Raw genomic sequence first — 20247 nt, 5'->3', positions numbered from 1 at the left:
CGCCAGGCGCGCTCCCCCGATCCGGGGCCGACGAGGTGGGCGCGAGGGTCGACGGGTCGTCCTCCTACATCGACCTCCACGTCCACGCCGACGACAGGAGCGCAAACGGGCGTGCGGGCAAACGGGCGAGCGACCTGGAAGAATAACGGCCGGACGAGGCCAAGCGTGAAGCTCACGAACACCGCTTGGCTCTCCGGCGAGGCAGCCAGGGCTCCGGCTCTCGGGAGCAGGGCGTCTTGCGGTGTGGCGCGATGTTCGATATCGTCGGTCGTCGGCGGAAGGAGCGCCTCAACCACCATCGGATATGGTTCAATACGTTTCTCCTCATCCCGGGCTCGAGGGCCCCGGGGCCACCTTTACGTCGGTCGCCACGGCTCTCGGGGCGCACGGAGACATCGGCAAGAAGGTGCTCTCGACGCTGGGCGTGTCCGAGCTGGTCGCGGGCGAGTGGTACCCTCTCCAGATGCTCCTCGACATGCTGAAGGGCGTGGCCCGGGCGACCGGGGACCATACGCTGCTCGGCATCGGGAAGGCGATCGTGGATCACGCCGTGTGGCCGGCCATGCCGCCGACCATGGTGGATGCCCTCCAGATCGTCGACGTGGCATACCACATGAATCACAGGCTCGACGGAGAGGTGATGTTCGATCCGGCGACCGGCGTCATGCGGGAGGGGATCGGCCACTACCGCTGTCATCCGGAGAAGCACCAGATCATCATGGTCTGCGATACGCCTTATCCCTCGGAGCTCGATCGTGGGATCCTGCTCGGCACGGCGCGGCGAGCGGCGTCGCGCGGGGTCAGGCCGCGCGTCGACGTCGTGCTCGACGAGTCCCGCCCGTCGCGGAAGCGCGGCGCCGACTCCTGTACCTACCGCGTCACCTGGTGAACCGGCGCTGCCGCCCTTCTCCTGCTGGACGCCACCGGCGGGACGAGCAGGAGGCGTCTCCTCCGGGGCTCCGCGCGCGGCGCGCAGCCGGCAGCAGAGCCTCCGCCTCGTCGCGTCGCCTCGTTGGCCGGGCGCGGTCGACCTCGAGACCTCCGGCGGGCAGGAAGCCCAAGCGCCTTTGTGGATGTCAAGAGATTTTAGCCTCTCCAGCCTCCAGCGCATTCCGTTCCATCCCCTATTTGTGAACGTACACACATGCGGCCATGGCCACGTCGCCTCAGGGCCGGCCGAGCGGACCAGCGAAGATCGCGATCCTGCGCCCACCCTCCGGACGGGGCGCTCCGAACGAGCCCTGACCCGACGCGGCGCTCCGAAGGAGGCCCGCCAGCCTCGTCCTCCCGCGGGATCGAGGACAGCCGCGGGCCGGTCGATTGGAATTGACATCGGGAATGTGAGCGTTCACTTTCCTCCTCGAGGGGCCTCCTTTTGCTTTGACGATCGACGGCGTGCCGCCAGGGTCCGTGGGGCGCCTGAAGACCCGTGTCCACGTGCCCCGTCAGCACCGCGGGAGGATGGCAAGGTCAGATAGACATCGAATGTTCCATGACACCGGCCGATGGCGTGCACGACCTCTGCCTGCGTTCGCGGGGAACCGGTCCGATCGGCTGTTCAACCTGGACCATTTCGATTTCAAGCTGGGTATTCTGCCGTCGGCTCAGGCAGCCCTGCGCTCGCCCCGCGTCGTGATTGCATATCGCGACCCCGCCCGGCCGGCGCCGGGCCGGGTTCTGCCGCATCCGAGCTGCGACAAAGATTCATAGCGTGGGTCGAGTCGAGGGCGACGCCTCGGGGGCACACCAGGCCACCAGCGACTCGAATCGCGGAGAGACGCGAGTGGAGTCCATTTCTTCGATCGCTCGAGGTAATACGGTGTCGTTATGAGAAACAAATCGAGTTTGGCTTTCACCTTGGCCGCGCTGGGCATGATCGTCGGCGCTTGCAGCGGCTCCAATGGCGACGGCGACGTTGAGGGGAGCGGCGGAGCCCCGGCGGGCGCAGGAGGGAGCGTGAGCGGCTCGGGCGGCGAGCAGGCGAGCACCACCGGAGGGCCTCTGCCTACGGGCTCGGGCAGCTCGCAGAGCACGGCCGGAGGGTCTGACCCCTCCGGCTCGGGCGCGGGCGGAGGAGCGGCTGCCGGCGGCGGCGGCGGCGGGGAGATGGCGGGCGGGAACGGAGGCTCGGGCGGCGACGGCGGCGGCTTTACCGGCACGTGCACCGAGTCACGACCGGCCGGCGGGAGCCGGTCGGGGAGCGGCCCTCACAAGGTGGTCGTCGAGACGAATTCAGACCCGGGCATCAACCAGGGCACCATCTTTCGTCCGGAGGATCTCGGTGGGAACGCCAAGTATCCGATCTTCGTCTGGGGGCAGGGCGCATGTTCGCGAGACGGGCTCGCGACTGAAGCGGCCATGGCCGAGATTGCCTCGCATGGCTACTTCGTGGTGGCGGACGGGACGCCGGGAGGCAAGGAGCCCAACCGCGAGCTCGGGGGCGGCGGCGACGTGCTGCTCGCCTACGTCGACTGGGTGATCGCCGAGAACGAGAAGCCTTGCAGCGCCTACTACCGGAAGATCGAGACCACGAAGGTCGCCGCGAACGGCTTCTCCTGCGGCGGCTTGATGGCGGCGGGGACCGCCGCAGATCCCAGGATGACGACCTGGGGACACACGAGCAGCGGCTCTTTCTCGGTGAATCGGGCATTCTATGAATCGATTCACACACCCGTATTGATCGTCACCGGCACCGCGGATAGCCTGGGCGCGAACGAGAACGGCGCGAGAGATTTCGAGAACATCGCCGCCTTGGGTGACATCCCGGTCATGATGTTCGCCAAGGTCGGCGCGGACCATGGGGGCGATCTGTGGGCTCGCAACGGCGGCGAGTTCACTCAGGTCAGCCTGGCGTGGCTCAACTGGTGGCTCAAGGGCGACGAATCGGCCACCGGCAAGGGCATGCTCGTCGGCGCGAGCTGCCGCTTCTGCACCGACAGGACCTGGAACGTCTCTTCCGCCAATCTGCCCTAGTACTACAGCCGCACGTCGCCGAATCTCCGCGGATTCCGTTGAGCGGCCGGACGATCGTGACGTGGCCGGCCAGCTCGTCCGCGCGGATCCCGAAGTGGCACAGGAGCGGGAACCCCGCGCCGAGGCAGGCGCTGGCGAGCGCGAAGACAGGCAGCGTCGAGGCCGGCTCCACACCGCGGCCGACGAGGTGCGCGACGGCGGGGGCCACGAGGAAGGCCGCGAGCGCCCCGGCGAAGATCACCCCGCCCACCCGGTAGAGCTGTCCGGAGCGCTGCGCCGCCGCGCTCCGGCAGGAGCGGGGCGAGCTTCGTCGCGAGGGTCTGCGAAGGCATGCTTGCGGCCCTCGGGGCGAATCCGGGGGATCAGGTGGCCATGATGCCCTCACAGATCGGCCTGGCAAGCGCATTCTTTGGTGTCCGGAGCACCAGCGGGGGTCTCGCTTCACCCGCGCCCCGCAGGCTGCGGATGGGCGCTCCGCTGCGGCGGGCGCAGCGACGCGGACCTGGCGGGCGCGATCGCGATTTACGAGGACGCCGCCGCGCTGCTGGAGCAGGTGGACGCGCTCCTGGCCGGACTGGGCGCCGTTGAAAAAACTTCGCGGCCCCCGAACAGTTTCGGCCTCGGCGGCAGTCTTGGATGGGAGAGGCCAAGATTACCATGAAACTGTACGATTTCGCGTTTTCTCCCAATTGCCGCAAGGTCCGCGCCGTCGCCTACGAGCTCGGCGTCTCGTTCGAGCCGGTCCACGTCGACCTGTTTCAACGAGCTTCCCGCGCGCCCGAATTTCTCGAGCTGAACCCGAACGGGCGCGTCCCGGTGCTGGTGGACGACGATCTGGTGCTCTGGGAGTCGACCGCCATCATGCGTTACCTGACCGCAAAATGTGGCGGCGACCTGGTGCCGGCCACGGCGCGGGCCCAGGCCGAGCTGGATCGCTGGCTGGCCTGGCAGCTCGCGCACCTCGGACCGGCCATGACCGCGGTCGCGTTCGAGCGCATCGTGAAGCGCCTGACCGGCCAGGGTGCGCCCAACGAGGCGGTCATCGCCACCAGCAGCGCCGACTTCGCGCACCTCAGCAAGGTGCTCGACGCGGCGCTGTCCGGGCGCGACTACTTGGCCGGATCGCTCTCGCTCGCCGATTTCGCGCTCGCGTCGCACTACAGCCTGGCGCCCCTGTGCGGGCTTTCGCTGGCCGAGTTTCCGCACCTCGAGTCGTGGCTCACGCGCGTGCTCGGCCGCGATAGCATGCGCCGCGCCCTCGCCGACGCCCAAGCCGCCATGAGGCCCCATGCCGCCTAAAGACGACGCCACGTTCTTGCAATCGGTCGAGCCCCTGCGCGGCGCGATCCGCCTGCATTGCTACCGCATGCTCGGCTCCGCGCACGACGGCGACGACGTGGTGCAGGAGACCTGGCTGCGCGCCTGGCGCGCCAAGGATTCGTTGGAGGACGAGGCGCTGGTCAAGCCGTGGCTCTACCGCATCGCGACCAACGTCTGCCTGGACGAGCTGAAGCGCCGGCCGCGGCGCTTGTTTCCGACGGACGCGTTCCCCGCGACGGAGGACGCCAAGCCGCCGCTGCCGCGCGTCGAAGAGCCCGTCTGGCTGGAGCCGATGCCCAGCGCCTGGCTGGAAGGCGTCGAGGAGCGCGACCCCCAAGCGCGCTACGCGCTCAAGGAGAGCGTCGCCCTGGCCTTCGTGGCGGCGCTACAATGCCTGTCCCCGCTGCAGCGGGCGACGCTGCTGCTGCGCGACGTGGTCGGACTGTCGGCGGCGGAGACGGCGCAAGCGCTCGCTACGAGCGTGGAGGCCGCGAACAGCGCCTTGTTCCGCGCCCGCAGCGCGATCGGCAGCAAGCTCGGCGGGGCGGAGCCGGTCGACATCGCGACGACCACGCAAGTGGATCTGCGTTTGCTCGAACAGTACGTGCGCGCCTTCGAGGAGGCGAACTTGGACGCCCTGGTCGCGTTGTTCCACGAAGAGATGCGCACCACCATGCCGCCGGCGCCGACCTGGGTCTCCGGGCGCGCCGCCAACGAGCGCTTCTACCGGCGGATGTTCGGCAGCATCGTCCCTCGGCAATTCCTGCACTTGCGCATCGCCGCGAACGGACAACCGGCATTGGCCTTCTATCGTCCCCGAGCCGCTGGCGCGCCACACACCCTGTCAGCGATTCAGCTCGTCACCACGCGCGACGGCGCGATCGCGACCGTCGACCATTTCATGCTGCCCGAGGTGTACCCGCTGTTCGGCGTGCCGTCGGAGCTGCCCACCTCATGAGCGAGTCCATGCTGCCAAGCAACAAAATCACGGCGATTTACGGCGCGGCCGGCGCCAGCGGCGCCGCGTCCGCCAAGGAAGGCGCACGGCTATTCCTGACGGGGCGAGAGCTCGCGCCAGTCCAGGCCCTGGCCGACGAGATCGTCGAGAATCTGCCAATGTTGCGCGCGCCTCGCGTTGTGCTCGTCGGACATGAAGCAGAAGGGGATGCGATCTGTGCGAGGGTAGGCCGCGCAAAGCCATTCCGACCTGTCAAGAATTTTCTGCCAACGGCCGGCGGTTGACACAACGTACAAAAAGTACGATCCACTGATCCGCCTATAAAAACCAACAGATCCAACGAGTTCACTCGGCCGTGTAATACTGCTCACACCACGTTGAGGATTATTCCCAGCCGACCGAACCAGGAAAGGCTTGCTGCGATGAGCGAACTGACCATCTGGACCTACGACTGGGTGCCTGAAGGCCCTCGTGGTTTTGTGCGTGATCTGAGGCTGAGATGGGCGTGTGAGGAAGCCGACCTCATCTACGTGGTCAAGACAATCCCATTCGATGGTCGCGAGACCAATCATCTCGCGCGCCAGCCATTTGGCCAAGCTCCGTTCCTGAACGACGGAGAGCTGGAGATATTCGAAAGTGGTGCGGGGCTGCTGCATCTGGCCCGGAAGAGCGGCAAGCTGATGCCGCCCGATCCGGCCGGAGAAGCGGAGACATTGCAATGGACGATCGCCGCGCTCAACTCGATCGAGATGGTCACCGTACCGTGGTGGTTTCTGAAAATGTGCGGCGATGAGGACAATCAACTTGCCGGATGGATGGGCAAGCGCCTCGACCAGCTCGAAAAGATACTGAGCGAGCGAGAGTGGCTCGCGGCCGGCCGCTTCACCGTCGCAGACCTGCTGATGGCGGATGTGCTACGGGTCCCGGAGGTCCGCTCTTTCGGCGATCGGCCGGCGACCGAGGCCTATGTAACCCGTGTGACGGATCGCCCCTCATTCAAGAAAGCCCAGGCCGACCAGATTGGCCTTTTCAAAGCGGCCGACGAGAAGAGAACAGAAAAAGGGGCAAACTGACGAGCGGCTTGGCCTCTGTCCTTCGCGCACCGCGCTCGAGCCGCTCGCGCCCGATCGTGTGAACGAGCTGAGCCCCCGGGTCGCCGCGTCCCCGACCGGCGACAGAGCGCGGAGTCGGCGAAGGTGCCAAGGAAAGCGGCGCGGCGAGGGTGACTAGCGCCCCCGGCGCACGACGCGCGCGATCTTGCGAGACAGCGCGTCCGGCGCGACAGGATAACGCGCCACGTCCGCGGCGCCCGCCGCCACGAGCGCGTTCATCCGGTCCGAGGAGAGCCCGGACGCGCACACGACGGCGCGCACGCCGGGCGCCGCGCGGCCGAGCGCCGCGAGCAGCGCGCACGCGCCCTCCACGTCGGCGCCGGCGTCGATCACCGCCACGCCGAGCCCCGCATCGAGCAACGCGGCGGCGTCCGGCACCTCGGCGAGGTGGATCCCCTGCGCGTCGAGCCCGATCTCGCACGCCTCGCTGAGCCCCTGGCCCGCCGGCGCGAGCCGGAGCAGCGCGACCGTACGCTCCGGCACGGACGCGAGCTGCGCGGTCTCGCCGTCCGGCCAGGCCTGCGCCCGCTCCGCCCGGCCGCCGAGCGGCGCGTCCGCCTTGCGCGCGGGCAGCCGCCGCGCCTCGGCCTCCCGCGACATCGCCTCGTCGAGCCGCGACCGCGCCGCCGCGGCGCTCTCCGGGCGCTTCTCCGGCAGCTTCGCCAAGAGGTCCAGCCGGAGCCGCTCCAGGAGCGGCGGGACCGGCGGAGCCCCCGGCGGCCGGCGCAGCGGCGGCGGGATCGAGAACATGTGCATCGCCATGAGCTCCACCGCGGGGAGGCCGACGAACGGCGGCGTTCCCTGCAACAGCGCCGTCAGGATGCAGCCGCACGCGTACAGATCGGTGCTCGGGCCCACCGCGAGCGAGCGGCACTGCTCCGGCTTGAGGTCGCGGTGGACGATGCCGCTCGCGCGACGCCCGGAGCAGCGCGCCGAGCGACTGCCCCTTGAGCAGCTCCATCACCAGGTAGATCTGCCCGTCGCCGCCGTCCTCGTCGCCCCCGAGGTCGAGCACCTTGACCACGTTCCGGTGCACGCCACCGAGGGTAACTGTCCCGGATGCACGAAGAGGGCGAGGAAGTCGATGACTTCGTTCATCGCGCCGCGCGGGCCGTGAACGCGAGTTGACAGATGTCCAATCGAGGCCCTCGCAGCGCCCCCGCCGAGCCTGTCACACGCTCGGCGCAAACGGGCCTCTCTTTACAACTCTTCACAATTGAACTCAGGATTCAGACGATGAATTTTTGTTCGCCAGAGCTTGACGGCCGCGCTCGCATCGAACACTTTTCCGCCTGCATCGATGCTGGCGCTGCTTGGATCGCTCGCCACCGGCTTCGGGGCGCGGCTCGATCTGGGCCGCGTCTGGCGGGAAGTATTGCTTAGGAGCATACATTCGAGCTGCGAGGCGCTCTCGCGTCAGTGCGACCAGGAAGAGCAGGAGTACCTGCGGCTGTATCCGCCCATTGCGTCCACAATCGTCAACTCGAGCCCGATGCAGCCGCCTTACGTGTCGACTTCGCCCTAGAAGGGCCGGCCGCTCAGCGGCGGAGGCCGAGGCTCCGCCCGCGGGGTGAGCGCGCGTGATGGCCGGCGTGAAGCGAAGGCGCGCGGGGCTTGAGGGCTCGGCGGCGTGGTCTTTCCGTCATCAGCACGAGAGGGAGGCGCGCTCGGGAGGGTTCGGCTTGAAGGATCGGGCTTGTTTACTTTTATCCCCGTCGGTGCGACGCGGCGATTGACGGATGTAGTGATGGAGAGGATCGACGCAGCTTGGAGTCGCGATGCACGCTTCCCGTGCGCGCGAGCCCTGAGCCTACGCTTCCTCGTTTCGAAGAAGAAGGTTGGTTCATGATGTTGGTTTCCAAGAAGATTAAGTTTAGAAGCCTCGCTGGCGTGCTCGCTAGCTGTGTCGGTCTGGTCGCCGCTCAGGCGTCGGCAGGCGTGGTCGTGGGTAAGCCCACCCCGCACGGCAACACTGCGTACCCCGAAGCCGGGACAACCATGGCGCGGGCAGGAACCTTCACGCTGGTCGGCGCGCTCCAAGAGCACGTGAAGATCAGCGGCGAGGCAGAGCCCACGTTCCCCAGCACGATGCAGGGCGCCGTCTACTTGATGAACGGGACGAGCGCCACGCCCGCGCGCGTTTACCAGTTCCCGGGGGTCGTCCAGCACAACCTCCAGGCCGGGAGCCAGCTCGCCATCTCGAATCGCTTCCTTGCGTTCGCGACGCGAGGCTCGAACGCCGCCAACTCTCCGCATGCGAACTCCGTGTTCATCGCCCGGAACAGCAACGGCTCATGGGCGGAGTGTCCCCTGGTCAGCGGTCAGCGAAACTGCAACGGCGCGGTGCGCGAGAACGGACAGAACATCAGCCACGCGCTCACTCGCATCCCGCTCACCTACCCCGCGCTCAACAGCTTCAAAGACATCGCGCTCGCCCTGTCCGACGACTACCTCGTGATCGGCTACAAGCGACACAGCGTGCTCGAGATCTACCGCTACAACACCTCGAACGACACGTGGGTCCTCGAGCTCTCGCTCGACGAGCCGGACGAGCGCTTCACCGGCGCCGCGGTCGCGATCGACGGCGACCTTGTCGCGGTCGGATCGCCGTGGTCCGAGGGTGGCACCGCCGGGGCCGAGCTCGGCTCGGTCCGCATCTTCCGCAGGAATGCCAGCAACAGCACCTGGAGCGCCGTGGCCAACACGAACGGCTATTTCTCGACCGGCGCCTTCGGGCGAAGTCTCGCCATGGCTTCCGGGAACTTGGCTGTCACGTCCGGCGCGACATTCCTCGTCAACGTCGTCATGCCGCAGCAGCACCTCTCGTTTTACCGGGTGGCGGCCGACGGTGCGATCTCTGCGCACCAGTCTCTGGAGACTGCCTACCCGCACGTGCACCTGGCGCTTCACGGCGACACGTTGGCCAGTACGGTCAGCAGTGGAGACGAGGGCCTTTCGCTCTACAAGCGCGATGCCGCGTCGGGGCAGTGGGCCTACGAGACCGGCCTGATTCGCGACTTCTACAAGAGCGTCAACAGCTCCAACAGCGGGTACGGCGGCATCGATCCCATCGGCCTCGTAGGTGATGACCTGGTGCTCGGCTGGCGCGCCTTTTCGGGCCTGCTGGGCGGCGTGATCCACGAGAAGGCCAGCCTGATCGACGCTTGCCGAGATCCTCTCAACCTCGTGACGAATTGTTCTTTCGATAATGTGACCAACACCACGCTCGCCGGAAACCAGAGCAGCAGCGGCTGGCAGCTCCTCAACTGGAACGGCGCCTCGGCGTGGGCGGACTGGAGCGGCCGCCAGATGCGCATCAACGTGCAGCAGCCCGGCTCCGACATGTGGCACATCCAGGCTCGCACCACGGTCAACTTGCCGCAGGCGGGAAGCTACCTGCTGACATTCCGCGCCAAGGCGGACGACGTGCGCACGTTCGTGGTGAACCTGGGACGCAACGGCAACGGCGACAACAACTGGGCGAGCTACGGTCGCGTGACCGCGGCGGCGGGCCCCGAATGGGTCATCTACTCGTTCGAGCTCCCGAACGTCCCGCAGGACTCCGCGGCGCTCCTCGACTTCAACATCGGCAACGCAGGAACCGCGGCCGTCACCGTGGATAGCGTGAAGCTCGTTCGTCTGACGCAGTAAACGCGTCGCGCAAGTCGCAGAAGAGGGGCTTGGCGCTAGCGCCCCCGGCGCACGACCCGCGCGATCTTGCGAGACAGCGCGTCCGGCGCGACCGGATAACGCGCCACGTCCGCGGCGCCCGCCGCGACGAGCGCGTTCATCCGGTCCGAGGAGAGCCCGGACGCGCACACGACGGCGCGTACGCCGGGCGCCGCGCGGCCGAGCGCCGCGAGCAGCGCGCACGCGGCCTCCACGTCGGCGCCGGCGTCGATCACCACCACGCCGAGCCCCGACTCGAGCAGCGCGGCGACGTCCGGCACCTCGGCGAGGTGGATCCCCTGCGCGTCGAGCCCGATCTCGCACGCCTCGCTGAGCCCCTGGCCCGCCGGCGCGAGCCGCAGCAACGCGACGGCGCGCTCCGGCGCGGGCGCGAGCTGCGCGGTCTCGCCGTCCGGCCAGGCCTGCGCCCGCTCCGCCCGGCCGCCGAGCGGCGCGTCCGCCTTGCGCGCGGGCAGCCGCCGCGCCTCGGCCTCCCGCGACATCGCCTCGTCGAGCCGCGACCGCGCCGCCGCGGCGCTCTCCGGGCGCTTCTCCGGCAGCTTCGCCAAGAGATCCAGCCGGAGCCGCTCCAGGAGCGGCGGGACCGGCGGAGCCCCCGGCGGCCGGCGCAGCGGCGGCGGGATCGAGAACATGTGCATCGCCATGAGCTCCACCGCGGGGAGGCCGACGAACGGCGGCGTTCCCTGCAACAGCGCCGTCAGGATGCAGCCGCACGCGTACAGATCGGTGCTCGGGCCCACCGCGAGCGAGCGGCACTGCTCCGGGCTCATGTACTCCGGCGTGCCCGCGACCATGTCCTTCGAGGTGAGCGTCGGCCCGGCGTCGAGCGGGTCGTCGATGTGCGCCAGGCCGAAGTCGACGACCTTGGCGACGCGCTCGCCGTCCTGCTCGGCGAGCAGCACGTTCTCCGGCTTGAGGTCGCGGTGGACGATGCCGCTCGCGTGCGCGGCGCCCACGCCGTCGAGGATGTCCGCGAACAGGGCCGCGACCTCCGCGAGCGGCAGCAGCTCGCGCGACGCCCGGAGCAGCGCGCCGAGCGACTGCCCCTTGAGCAGCTCCATCACGAGGTAGATCGAGCCGTCGCCGCCGTCCTCGTCGCCCCCGAGGTCGAGCACCTTGACCACGTTCCGGTGCACGAGCCGCGACGCGGCGCGCGCCTCGCGGAAGAACCTCCGCCGGCTCTCCGGGAGGATCGCGACGTGCGGGTGCATCGTCTTCACCGCGACCGGAACGCCGAGGAGCACGTGCTCCGCCTCGTAGACCTCCCCCATCCCGCCCGCGCCGAGCAGCCGCACGAGGTTGTACTTCCCGCCGAGGACCCGCCCGGCGCGCGCCCGGTGCGGCGCGCCCGCACCGGGCTCATCCGAGAGGAGCGTCTCCGCGGCCGCGAAGCGGTCGGCGCGCGCTCGAGGCGCGGGCGCCCGCCCGTCCGGCGCCCGCTGGCCCTTCAGCACGGTGCGGTCGGGGTCCCCGTCCGGCGGCGGGCGCTCGCCGTCGCCCGCGCTCACGGCGACGCCTCGCGGAAGCCCACCGCGATCTGCGCCGTCACCGGGCCCTCGCCCTCGTCGCGCCACGGGCTCACCCGCACCGACAGCGCCCCGAAGAGCGCGCCGCCCGCCTCCACGCCCGCCGACAGCCCGCCGAGCACGTCGTCCGCCCTGACCTCCCGGTAGACGATGTGCAGATCCAGCGCGCCGTGCAGCCGCAGCCACGGCGCCGGATCCGCCGTCGCCCCCGCCAGCAGGAAGCCCTGCACGGCGGGCGTGGCCGGCTCGCCGTCCGCCGCCGCGCCCTCGCCCCCCGCCGCGCCGTCGCCCGCCCCCACCGCCGCGCCGTCGCCCGAGGCGCGGATGCGGGCCCCGACATCGGTTACCCACGTGAGCCGGCCCGCGGCGCCGCCGAGCGCGATCCCGGGCTCGATGCGGAGCGGCGGGCTCCCGTCGGCCATGGGCACGCCCAGGCGGAGCGTGGGGCCGAGCTCGAGCTCCGAGCGCCCGAGGCGCAGGACGCGCGCGCGCGCGCCGAACCAGCCGGTGCTGCCCGCGCCCGCGCCATCCCCCGCACCGGCCGGGTTCGAGCGGAGCGCGACGTCGAGGCCCAGCGGGCCGATCGCGCCGCTCGCGCGCACCTGCCCCGCGGCGACCCAGCCGCCCCCGGAGCGCGCCGCGGCCGCGCCGACGGCGGCGACCGAGGGCGGCGTCGGCGCGAGCCAGAGCCCGTCGGCCACCCCGGACATCGGCAGGAGCGGGAGGTACGCGCCCAGCACGGGCGCGGCCGGGGGCGGAGGCGCGGCGCGCGGCGCCTCGGGCGCGGCGGGCAGCTCGGCGTCGCTCGTCCCGATCACGCCGCCGCGGCCGTCGGCGACGTCGAGCCGGACGCGCAGCGGCTCGCCGGGGCGCAGCGCCTCCCGGGGCAGCGGGATCCGCGCCGTCAGGGCGCCGCCGCGATCGCCACCGGCGAGCGCGACGGAGCGCACCCCCCCCGGCAGGTGGGCGAAGAGCCGCGGCGCCACCCGCCGCGCGACGTCGACCCCGGCGAGCCCTTCGAGCTCGACCCGGGCCTCGATCGCCGGCCCGCCCGGCGTCGCCGCCGCCGCGCGCGAGGCCGAGACCACCGCGCCCACCTTCGTGTACCGGACCGGGAGCGACGTCGCCGCGCCGGGAACCGCGCTGCCGCGCTCGCGCAGCCGGAGCGCGCGCGGGGCGCGCTGGAGCAGATCGATGCGCTCGGGGACGGGGCCGAACGGGCCGTCGTCGAGCGAGAGCTCGAGCGCGGGAGACGGCGTGAGCTCGATGATCCCGTACGGGTTCGCGGTGATCTCCTGCGCCGCCGGGACGACGCCCCCGGCGGCCCGCGCGGCGACGAGGTGGAACCTGCGCACCGCGCCCACCCCCAGGTACTCCTCGCGATCGACGACCCGGACCCGGAGGAAATAGGCGCCTGCCGGCATCTTCTCCGCGCGGAACGACAGCACGTCCGGCTTCACTTCCTCGCGGGCGATGAGATCGTTGAACTCCGGGTCGCGCGCGATCTCGACGCGGTAGCCGGCCGCGGCCGGCGCCGGCTTCCACGACGCCGACAGGACGCCGAGCCCCTCCGGGGCGAGCGCGATCTGCGCGGCGTCCGCGGTCGTCCATTCGACCGGCGCCGGCAGCGGGCGCGGGCGCGCGGGCGGCGCTCTGCCCACGAACCGGGTGCCGTGGTCCTTCGGGACCACGACGGAGAGGCCGCCCGACGTGACGCCCGCCTTGCCGTCGAACACCGCGACCGTCGTCCGCTCCCCGCGCCGCTGCACCACCGTGTCCCGCGACGACGCGCTCACGCGGCCGCCCCCGCTCGCGGCGACCTCGACCGACTGGCCCCGCAGCGCGGCGAGCGCGGCCTTCACCTCGCCGTCCGCGAGCTCGACGGCCGCGGGCGGCGTCTTCGATACGCGCGCTCGGCTCGCCGTGCCGTAGATGACGACGAGCGTATTCGGCGCGAGGAGCACCCGAGTCCGATCCACAAACTCGATATCTGCCCTCCCCTCATCCAGCGTGTTCACGCTCGAGTTCGTGAGCAGGGGCATCCCCTGAGCCGCGGGCGACCAGGCGCCGCCGGCCGGGCGCGCGCGCACGTCCGGGTGCATCGACCGGAGCTTCGCGTCGGGGATCGACGTCACCTCGGCCGGGAGGACCAGCGTGAGCCCCTCGGCGAGCGTCGTGCCCGGGCCGCACGCGACGCGGTTGTACCGCTGGATCAGCGCTGCATGCCTGGACGAGCCGTAGAGGACCGCCGCGATGTCGTCGCAGGTCTCTCCCGCCTGCACGCCCCATTGAATGACCGCCTCCGGATATCCGGGCGTCGGCTCTCCGGCGCTCGACACGCCGACGTATCCAACGTGGATCGCAGCGTGGGTGGCGCAGCCGAGGAGCACCGCGATAGCGACGGACTGGCCATTTGACGGTGCCACGGCAGCGGCACGCTACCGGATCGAGATCGGCGTTGCAAGGGACCAGGCAATAGGATACGAGCAGACCGATGGCGTATTGGTCGGCGCGCGTCATCGCGCCCCTCCTGGCCTCCCCGCTGCTCGTCGCAGCGGCCACGGCTTCCATGCCGGCCGCAGCGCAGGAGGCCACAGCGCTCGACAGGCTCGCTCCCGCGCCCGCGGGCGACGGGCTATCCACTGTCCCTTCTGCCGGCGTATCGGGGGAGCTCCGGCCCGCGGTCGGACTTCTGTTCTCCTATTCTCATCAACCCCTCAGCCTGCGCGGGACTGCGCCTGCCGGGTCGGTAACGTGGGTGGGCCGGCAGGCGATCCTCCACGCGCTCGCGAGCGTCGAGCTCCTGCGCCGGATCAAGCTCGATCTCGACGCGCCGTTCGTGCTGGACCAGGGCGGCGCGTCCGGCGCGCTCGGCAGCATCCGCGTCACGGCGCCCGCCGGCGGCGCCACGCTCGGCGATGTCCAGGCGGGAGGGAGGGTGACGCTCCTGCCCCAGGAGGGGCTCCGGCCGGCGGCGGCGCTCGGGCTCTCCGTCTGGTTGCCGACGGGAGACGAGGCGGCGTTCGCCGGCGCGGGCGCCGTGCGCTACGCGCCGCGGGTGATCGTGGGGGCCGAGCACCCGGGCTTCCGCTGGTCGGCCTCGGCGGGGGGCCGGTTCCAGAAGGCCTCGGCGGACAGCCTGACGGGCAGCGAGGTCCTCTTCTCCGCGGGCGCGGGCGTCCGCAAAGGCCCGCTGCAGCTCGGGTCGGAGCTCTCCGTCTGGGCCGCCGCCGGCGAGGGGTCGGCGCTCGAGGTCCCGGGCCGCGCGGGGGCCGAGATCCTGCTCACGGCGCGCTGGTCGCTCGGCCCCCTCACGCTCGACGCGGGCGCGGGCCCTGGCTTCGGGCGGCTGCCCGGCATACCGAAGGCGCGCTTCTTCGCGGCGCTCGGCGTCGCCGCGGACGTCGTTCCGTCGGCGCCCCCTGCCGCTGCCCCCTCGGCCGTCGCCGGCGCGTCCACCGGGACGAAGGGCGCTCGCGGCGCGGCGCGGGCCGCGCCTCCGGCCGCCGACTTCGACGGGGACTCGGTCCCCGACGCGGAGGACGCCTGCCCCCGGGTCATCGGCGAGGCGCGCCCGCCGGCCGCGGCGGCGGGCGCCCGACAGGCGTTCCGCCGCGGCTGCCCGCCGGACCGGGACGACGACGGGATCTACGATGTCGACGATCGCTGCCCGGACGTGCCGGGGGTCAGCAGCGCGGCCGCCGACGCGGGACCGGGCGGCGCGGGGCCTGGGGTCACGTCGGAGGCGCCTGCGCGTGCGGGGTCCCAACCCACGTCCGCAGCACCGGCGAGCGCGGGGTCCCAACCTGCGTCGAAGCACGGGTGCCCCGCGGACACGGACGGCGACGGCATCCCCAACGCCGCGGACGCCTGCCCCTACGAGCGCGGCAAGCCGAGCGAGGATCGCGCGACGCACGGCTGCCCGTTCGCTGTGCGCATCGAGGGCTCGCAGATCGTGATCCTGCAGCAGGTCCAGTTCCGGACGGGCCGGGCCGAGATCGAGCCGGAGAGCTTCGAGCTGCTCTCCGAGGTCGCGGCCGTCCTCGAGGAGCACCCCGAGATCGCCCGTGTCGCGGTCGACGGCCACACGGACAACCAGGGCGCCGCCCAGGCGAACCTGAGCCTCTCGCAGCGCCGCGCGCTCGCCGTCGTCGCGTGGCTGACCGCGCACGGCATCGACGCCCGCCGCCTCGAAGCGCGCGGCTTCGGCGCGCGCCGCCCCCTCGCCGACAACCGCACCCGAGACGGCCGGGCCAGGAACCGCAGGGTGGAGTTCCAGATCCGCAAGCGCACCGACGAGGGCGCGGCCGGCTGGAAAGACGGTCCTCTTGAGTGACGCATCGCCCGCGGAGGCCTCCACGTGAGGGAATTCTCGCTCAAGACGAAGGCGATCGCGCTCTTCACGGCGATGGCGCTCGTCCCCGTCGCTGTCGCCGTGACGCTCCTCATCGACGTGAACCGGCGCGCCGTGCGGACCTCCGAGGAGAGACTGCAGACGGCGATCCTCTCCGAGGTGGCCTCGGCCTCGATCCAGCTCATCCGGGACGTCGAGAGCGATGCCGTCGCGGCGGCGGCCATCTTCGGCCACGCCGCGGGCGGCGCCATCCGGGACGAGGACGCGGTCGCGTCGGTGCGCGCCCTCGTCGCGACGCGCGGGCTCGTCGATGCGGTGCGGCTCGAGGTGCCCGACGCGGGGATCAGCACCTTGATCCGCAAGGCGTCGTCCGACGCGGACGTCCCCGCCGCGCCGGCAGCGCTGCGCCAGCTCGCTGACGAGCGCGGCGTCGGCTTCGGCGTGATCGGGCCGGCCCGCGGCCTCCTCGTCGCCCGCGTGCGGCCCGCCGGGGACGCAGGCGCCGGCGCCGCGGCGCCGCCTCCCCCGGGCGGCCCGGCCGGCTACGTGGTCGCCGAGGTGCCGCTCGACATGCTCGGGCTCAACCTCGAGGTGATCGCCGGGCGCCGCCTCGGGAGCCGCGCGGTGCGCCTGCTCATCGCGGGCCACGACCGCCAGGCGATCGCGGCGTTCGGGGTGCCGGGCGTCGCGCCGGGCAGCGATGTCTCGTCCTTGCCGATCTGGCGCAACCTCCCCTCGGGCGCGGGGTTGAACGACAGGATCGGCGTGCTCGCGCCGCACGACGAGGGCGGCCAGCGGATGATCGGCGCCATCGAGACGGTGCCCGACCTCGGCTGGGCGGTCGCGATCTGGCGCCCCGAGCCCGAGGCCTTCGCCGCGCTCGACGAGATGCGGCGCCGCGGCCTCGCCGTCGCCGCGGGCGCGCTCGTCCTCGCGCTCGCCCTCGCGCTCGTCACCGCCCGCCACGTGACGCGCCCGATCCTCCACCTCGTCGCGCAGGCGCGGCTCATCGGCGCCCGGCGCTGGCGCGAGATCGCGCTCGGCGACGCGCTGCGGGGGCGGCGCGACGAGATCGGCGAGCTCACGACCTCCCTCGGCCGCATGGCCCAGGACCTCGAGCAGGGCGAGGCGGACATCGCCCGGGAGGCGAAGCTCCGCGGCGATCTCGGCCGGTTCATGGACAGGGCCGTCGTCGACGCGATCGTGCGGGGCGAGCACCCGCTCGCCCTCGGCGGCAAGCGGGCGGCCGTGTCGGTGCTCTTCGCCGACGTCGTCGGCTTCACGCCGCTCGCCGAGTCGCGCGACGCCGAGCGGATGGTCGCCCTCCTCAACGAGCTCTTCTCGATGCTCACCGAGATCGTGTTCCGGCACGGGGGCACGGTCGACAAGTTCATCGGCGACTGTGTCATGGCCGTCTGGGGCGCCCCGATCGCGCAGGAGGATCACGCGCGCCGCGCGCTCGCGGCCGCGGAGGACATGATGCGCTTCCTCGAGACGGCGAACGAGGAGTGGCGCGAGCGGTACGACGTCGAGGTCCGCCTCGGCGTGGGCGTGAACTCCGGAGAGGCCATCGTCGGCAACATCGGCTCCGACAAGCGGATGGAGTACACCGTGATAGGCGACGTGGTGAACGTCGCCTCGCGGCTCGAGGCGATCGCGGCGCCGAACCAGGTGCTGGTCTCCGAGGCGACCCGGAACCTCGCCGGCGACGCCTTCCCGCTGCGCGCGCTGGGCGAGCGCAACCTGACGGGGCGAAAGACGACCACGGCCGTATACGCGCTCGATCCGGGCTGAAGGGGGCACAGCGCGCCCGCGCCCGCGTCCGTCAACGCGTGGTGGGGAGTTCCCCCGCCCTGCCGGAACGATGGCCCCGCCGAGGCCCCATGGGACGCCGAGATTTCTGTTGGTGGTTTATGACGTCTTGGCGGCTCAAAAAAGCCCCGCCTTCAGCCAAAGTACCCGCACCATCGGTGTTACCCGAGCTCGTTCGGTCGCGCTCAGGGCCCTGAACGCGCTTGGTTGACGCCGATGCCCCCTCCGTCGAGCGCACCAGCGGAGGGGATGTCGCTCATCCGGACACTCGAACGACGTGCACATCCCATTCAGGTCGAAGCAAAAAGATACCGTTTCGCCAATTTGTGAACGTTCACAAATCCGGTGCAGGTGCAGGCGCAGGCGCACCTCGCGCGATCGCGGCGGCCGGCGCCCGCCCTCTTGACGCAGCGATCCGGAGGAGCTCGCCAGCCCTGCCCTCCCTCGGCCTCGCGGAGTTGCGCGGACCGGTCGATTGGCGTTGACCTCGGCCATGTGATCGTTCACATTTGGTTCAAGGGGCATCCTTTAGCTTCGCGCATGAGCGGGTCGCCCTGCGCGCCGCGCCCTTCGTCATCCAATCGAGTCCTTGTCGATTCTGGAGCTCCGTTCGCCCGACCGCCGCGAAAGCGATGGCCGAGCGATGGTGCTTGGTGTTCTTACCGAGGGTGAGCCACCGGAGGACACCACAGACCTCGTCGATTCGACGGGGGTCGAGAAATCCTCGGTACGGTCCGCCGGGTCACCCCGTCGCATCATCGGAGAGCAAGATGAAGAAGCCGTCATGGCACGAGCTCCGTTTCTCGAGAGAAGTCGCCGCCGTTTGCGCGCTCGCATTCGCGGCTGCGTGCACGGGCGCGCTGGGTGACACGACGGACGGCGCTGGGTCATCCTCTGTCGGCGGCGACGGATCACCGACGGACTCGGATGTCGACGGCGACGGATCACCGACGGGCTCGGACCCGCCGCCGTTCCAGCCCGCGGCCGGGATGCTGCGCCGTTTGACGAGAACGCAGTTCCGCAACGCCGTGCGCGACATGTTGGGCGTCGAGGTCGATATCCACCAGCTCGACGCCGACAGCTGGAACGGGAACTTTGCTGTCGTCGGCGCCGCGACCGTCGTGACCTCGGAGCGAGGCGTCGAGCAGTACCACGCGGCCATCGAGGGCGCCGTCGACGCGGTGTTCGCCGATCCCGCGAGGCGAGACCAGTTCATCGGCTGCGCGCCGAGCGGCGCGGAGGACGACGCTTGCGTGCGTGGTTTCCTCCAGGCGCTGGGGCTTCGCGCGTGGCGCCGCCCGCTCGAGGCCGCCGAGGTCGACCGGCTCGCGGCCGTCGCCACGAAGGCCGCGGCCGAGCTCGAGAGCGCCGTCGAGGGGGCCCGCTGGGCGACGGTGGCCCTCTTCACGTCTCCGAACTTCCTGTATCGCCCGGAGCTCGGCGCTCCGAGCGCCGACGGGTCGCTGCGCTTGACGGGCTACGAGATGGCGTCCCGGCTCGCGTTCCTTGTGTGGAACAGCCTGCCAGACCAGGAGCTGCTCGACCAGGCCGCGAGCGGGGCGCTCGGAACGGTGGAGGGGATCCGCGCGGCGGCGACGCGGCTGCTCGAGGCGCCCGCGGGGCGCGAGGCGGTCGGCGCCTTCGCCGAGGAGTACATGCGGCTCGATCGGATCAGCACGCAGGCAAAAGACACGGCGCTCTTTCCTGAGTATAGCCCCGCGCTGCGAGCGGCGATGGTCCGCGACATGCGAGGCACCTGGGAGGTCCTCGCGTTCGACGATCGAACGAGCGCGCTCGACCTGTTCTCGACCACGAAGGTCGTCGTCAACACCGAGCTCGCCCAGCTCTACGGTCTCGACACGGCCGGCCTCGGCTCGGGCGCCTTCGAGGTCCGCTCGTTGCCCGCGGACGGCCCGCGCGTCGGGATCCTCAGCAAAGCGGGCTTCCTCTCGCAGTTCGCGAACCAGAAGGAGGGCTCTCCCACCTTGCGCGGCAAGTTCATGCGTGACGCCCTCATGTGCACGCCCATCCCGCCGCCCCCCGGCGACGTCGCCCTCGAGCTCCCGGAGCCGCCTGCGGACAAGCCCCTCACGAAGCGTCAGCGGCTCGAGATCCACCGGACCGAGCCGGCCTGCGCCGGCTGCCATTCGTACATGGACCCGCTGGGCCTGCCGCTCGAGACCTTCGACGCGATCGGCCGCTTCCGCACGACCGACCACGGCCTGCCGATCGACCCGAGCGGCGAGTTCGACGGGGTGCCGGTCGCCGACGCGCGCGCGCTCGGCGTGACCCTCAGCTCGGACGCCTCGGTCGCGGAGTGCCTCGTCCGCAAGTACTACACGTATGCAGCGGGTCACGAGGAGAGAGACGTGGACGAGCGCGTGCTGGACGCGCTGACCGCCTCGTTCGAAGGGTCGGGGTACAAGCTGCGCGAGCTGGTCCTCGACGTCGTGACCAACGACGCTTTCTCGTCCGTCGCCCCCCAACCCTGATCGCAGGTAC

General features: G+C 71.1%; 14 protein-coding genes. 11 read left to right on the top strand and 3 right to left on the bottom strand.

Annotation, left to right across the window (positions count from 1 at the left end):
- Nucleotides 1-304: 304 nt before the first annotated feature.
- From WMF39_RS08230 to WMF39_RS08205, 6 genes are all read left to right on the top strand, one after another.
- Complete coding sequence (locus WMF39_RS08230) at nucleotides 305-889, top strand: hypothetical protein (RefSeq protein ID WP_437744998.1); 585 nt, start codon at nucleotides 305-307, stop codon at nucleotides 887-889.
- 956 nt (nucleotides 890-1845) lie between these two features.
- Complete coding sequence (locus WMF39_RS08225) at nucleotides 1846-2973, top strand: alpha/beta hydrolase family protein (protein ID WP_437744997.1); 1128 nt, start codon at nucleotides 1846-1848, stop codon at nucleotides 2971-2973.
- Between the two features lie 636 nt (nucleotides 2974-3609).
- Nucleotides 3610-4272 (top strand): glutathione S-transferase family protein, encoded by a 663-nt coding sequence (locus WMF39_RS08220; RefSeq protein ID WP_437744996.1) that lies wholly within the window; start codon nucleotides 3610-3612, stop codon nucleotides 4270-4272.
- Nucleotides 4262-5251, top strand: a complete 990-nt coding sequence (locus WMF39_RS08215; RefSeq protein WP_437744995.1) for an RNA polymerase subunit sigma-70 — start codon at nucleotides 4262-4264, stop codon at nucleotides 5249-5251. Before WMF39_RS08220 ends, WMF39_RS08215 begins: the two co-directional genes overlap by 11 nt.
- Complete coding sequence (locus tag WMF39_RS08210; protein WP_437744994.1) at nucleotides 5248-5535, top strand: hypothetical protein; 288 nt, start codon at nucleotides 5248-5250, stop codon at nucleotides 5533-5535. Before WMF39_RS08215 ends, WMF39_RS08210 begins: the two co-directional genes overlap by 4 nt.
- Before the next feature lie 138 nt (nucleotides 5536-5673).
- Nucleotides 5674-6324, top strand: coding sequence for a glutathione S-transferase family protein (locus WMF39_RS08205; protein WP_437744993.1), 651 nt, complete (start codon nucleotides 5674-5676; stop codon nucleotides 6322-6324).
- A 153-nt stretch (nucleotides 6325-6477) separates the two neighbouring features.
- Here the strand turns inward: WMF39_RS08205 and WMF39_RS08200 are convergent, their stop codons facing one another.
- Nucleotides 6478-7221, bottom strand: a complete 744-nt coding sequence (locus WMF39_RS08200) for a hypothetical protein (protein ID WP_437744992.1) — start codon at nucleotides 7219-7221, stop codon at nucleotides 6478-6480.
- A gap of 442 nt (nucleotides 7222-7663) precedes the next feature.
- On the opposite strand from WMF39_RS08200, the gene WMF39_RS08195 reads away from it, so the two are divergent.
- Nucleotides 7664-7888, top strand: a complete 225-nt coding sequence (locus WMF39_RS08195) for a hypothetical protein (protein ID WP_437744991.1) — start codon at nucleotides 7664-7666, stop codon at nucleotides 7886-7888.
- 320 nt (nucleotides 7889-8208) lie between these two features.
- Nucleotides 8209-10014, top strand: a complete 1806-nt coding sequence (locus tag WMF39_RS08190; protein ID WP_437744990.1) for a carbohydrate binding domain-containing protein — start codon at nucleotides 8209-8211, stop codon at nucleotides 10012-10014.
- 35 nt (nucleotides 10015-10049) lie between these two features.
- Here WMF39_RS08190 and WMF39_RS08185 read toward each other — a convergent pair whose 3' ends face one another.
- Nucleotides 10050-11561 (bottom strand): serine/threonine-protein kinase, encoded by a 1512-nt coding sequence (locus WMF39_RS08185; protein ID WP_437744989.1) that lies wholly within the window; start codon nucleotides 11559-11561, stop codon nucleotides 10050-10052.
- Nucleotides 11558-14005, bottom strand: a complete 2448-nt coding sequence (locus WMF39_RS08180; RefSeq protein ID WP_437744988.1) for a FecR domain-containing protein — start codon at nucleotides 14003-14005, stop codon at nucleotides 11558-11560. Before WMF39_RS08180 ends, WMF39_RS08185 begins: the two co-directional genes overlap by 4 nt.
- Before the next feature lie 68 nt (nucleotides 14006-14073).
- Between WMF39_RS08180 and WMF39_RS08175 the strand changes: the two genes are divergently transcribed.
- From WMF39_RS08175 to WMF39_RS08165, 3 genes are all read left to right on the top strand, one after another.
- A complete protein-coding gene (locus WMF39_RS08175; RefSeq protein ID WP_437744987.1) occupies nucleotides 14074-15915 on the top strand; it encodes an OmpA family protein in 1842 nt (613 codons plus the stop codon).
- 24 nt (nucleotides 15916-15939) lie between these two features.
- Nucleotides 15940-17727, top strand: coding sequence for an adenylate/guanylate cyclase domain-containing protein (locus WMF39_RS08170; protein ID WP_437744986.1), 1788 nt, complete (start codon nucleotides 15940-15942; stop codon nucleotides 17725-17727).
- A gap of 1019 nt (nucleotides 17728-18746) precedes the next feature.
- A complete protein-coding gene (locus WMF39_RS08165) occupies nucleotides 18747-20237 on the top strand; it encodes a DUF1592 domain-containing protein (RefSeq protein ID WP_437744985.1) in 1491 nt (496 codons plus the stop codon).
- The last annotated feature ends 10 nt before the right edge of the window (nucleotides 20238-20247 follow it).

Source organism: Sorangium sp. So ce1504 (assembly GCF_051521635.1).
In the GTDB taxonomy this organism is placed as follows: Bacteria; Myxococcota_A; Polyangia; order Polyangiales; family Polyangiaceae; genus Sorangium; species Sorangium cellulosum_B.
The sequence above is the reverse complement of the archived record's forward strand: the minus strand, read 5'-3'. Positions and strand labels throughout refer to the sequence as shown.

Coding starts and splice junctions, on each gene's coding strand:
- WMF39_RS08230 (WP_437744998.1), top strand. CDS start 305: ATGGTTCAATACGTTTCTCCTCATCCCGGGCTCGAGGGCCCCGGGGCC.
- WMF39_RS08220 (WP_437744996.1), top strand. CDS start 3,610: ATGGGAGAGGCCAAGATTACCATGAAACTGTACGATTTCGCGTTTTCT.
- WMF39_RS08215 (WP_437744995.1), top strand. CDS start 4,262: ATGCCGCCTAAAGACGACGCCACGTTCTTGCAATCGGTCGAGCCCCTG.
- WMF39_RS08210 (WP_437744994.1), top strand. CDS start 5,248: ATGAGCGAGTCCATGCTGCCAAGCAACAAAATCACGGCGATTTACGGC.
- WMF39_RS08205 (WP_437744993.1), top strand. CDS start 5,674: ATGAGCGAACTGACCATCTGGACCTACGACTGGGTGCCTGAAGGCCCT.
- WMF39_RS08195 (WP_437744991.1), top strand. CDS start 7,664: ATGCTGGCGCTGCTTGGATCGCTCGCCACCGGCTTCGGGGCGCGGCTC.
- WMF39_RS08190 (WP_437744990.1), top strand. CDS start 8,209: ATGATGTTGGTTTCCAAGAAGATTAAGTTTAGAAGCCTCGCTGGCGTG.
- WMF39_RS08175 (WP_437744987.1), top strand. CDS start 14,074: ATGGCGTATTGGTCGGCGCGCGTCATCGCGCCCCTCCTGGCCTCCCCG.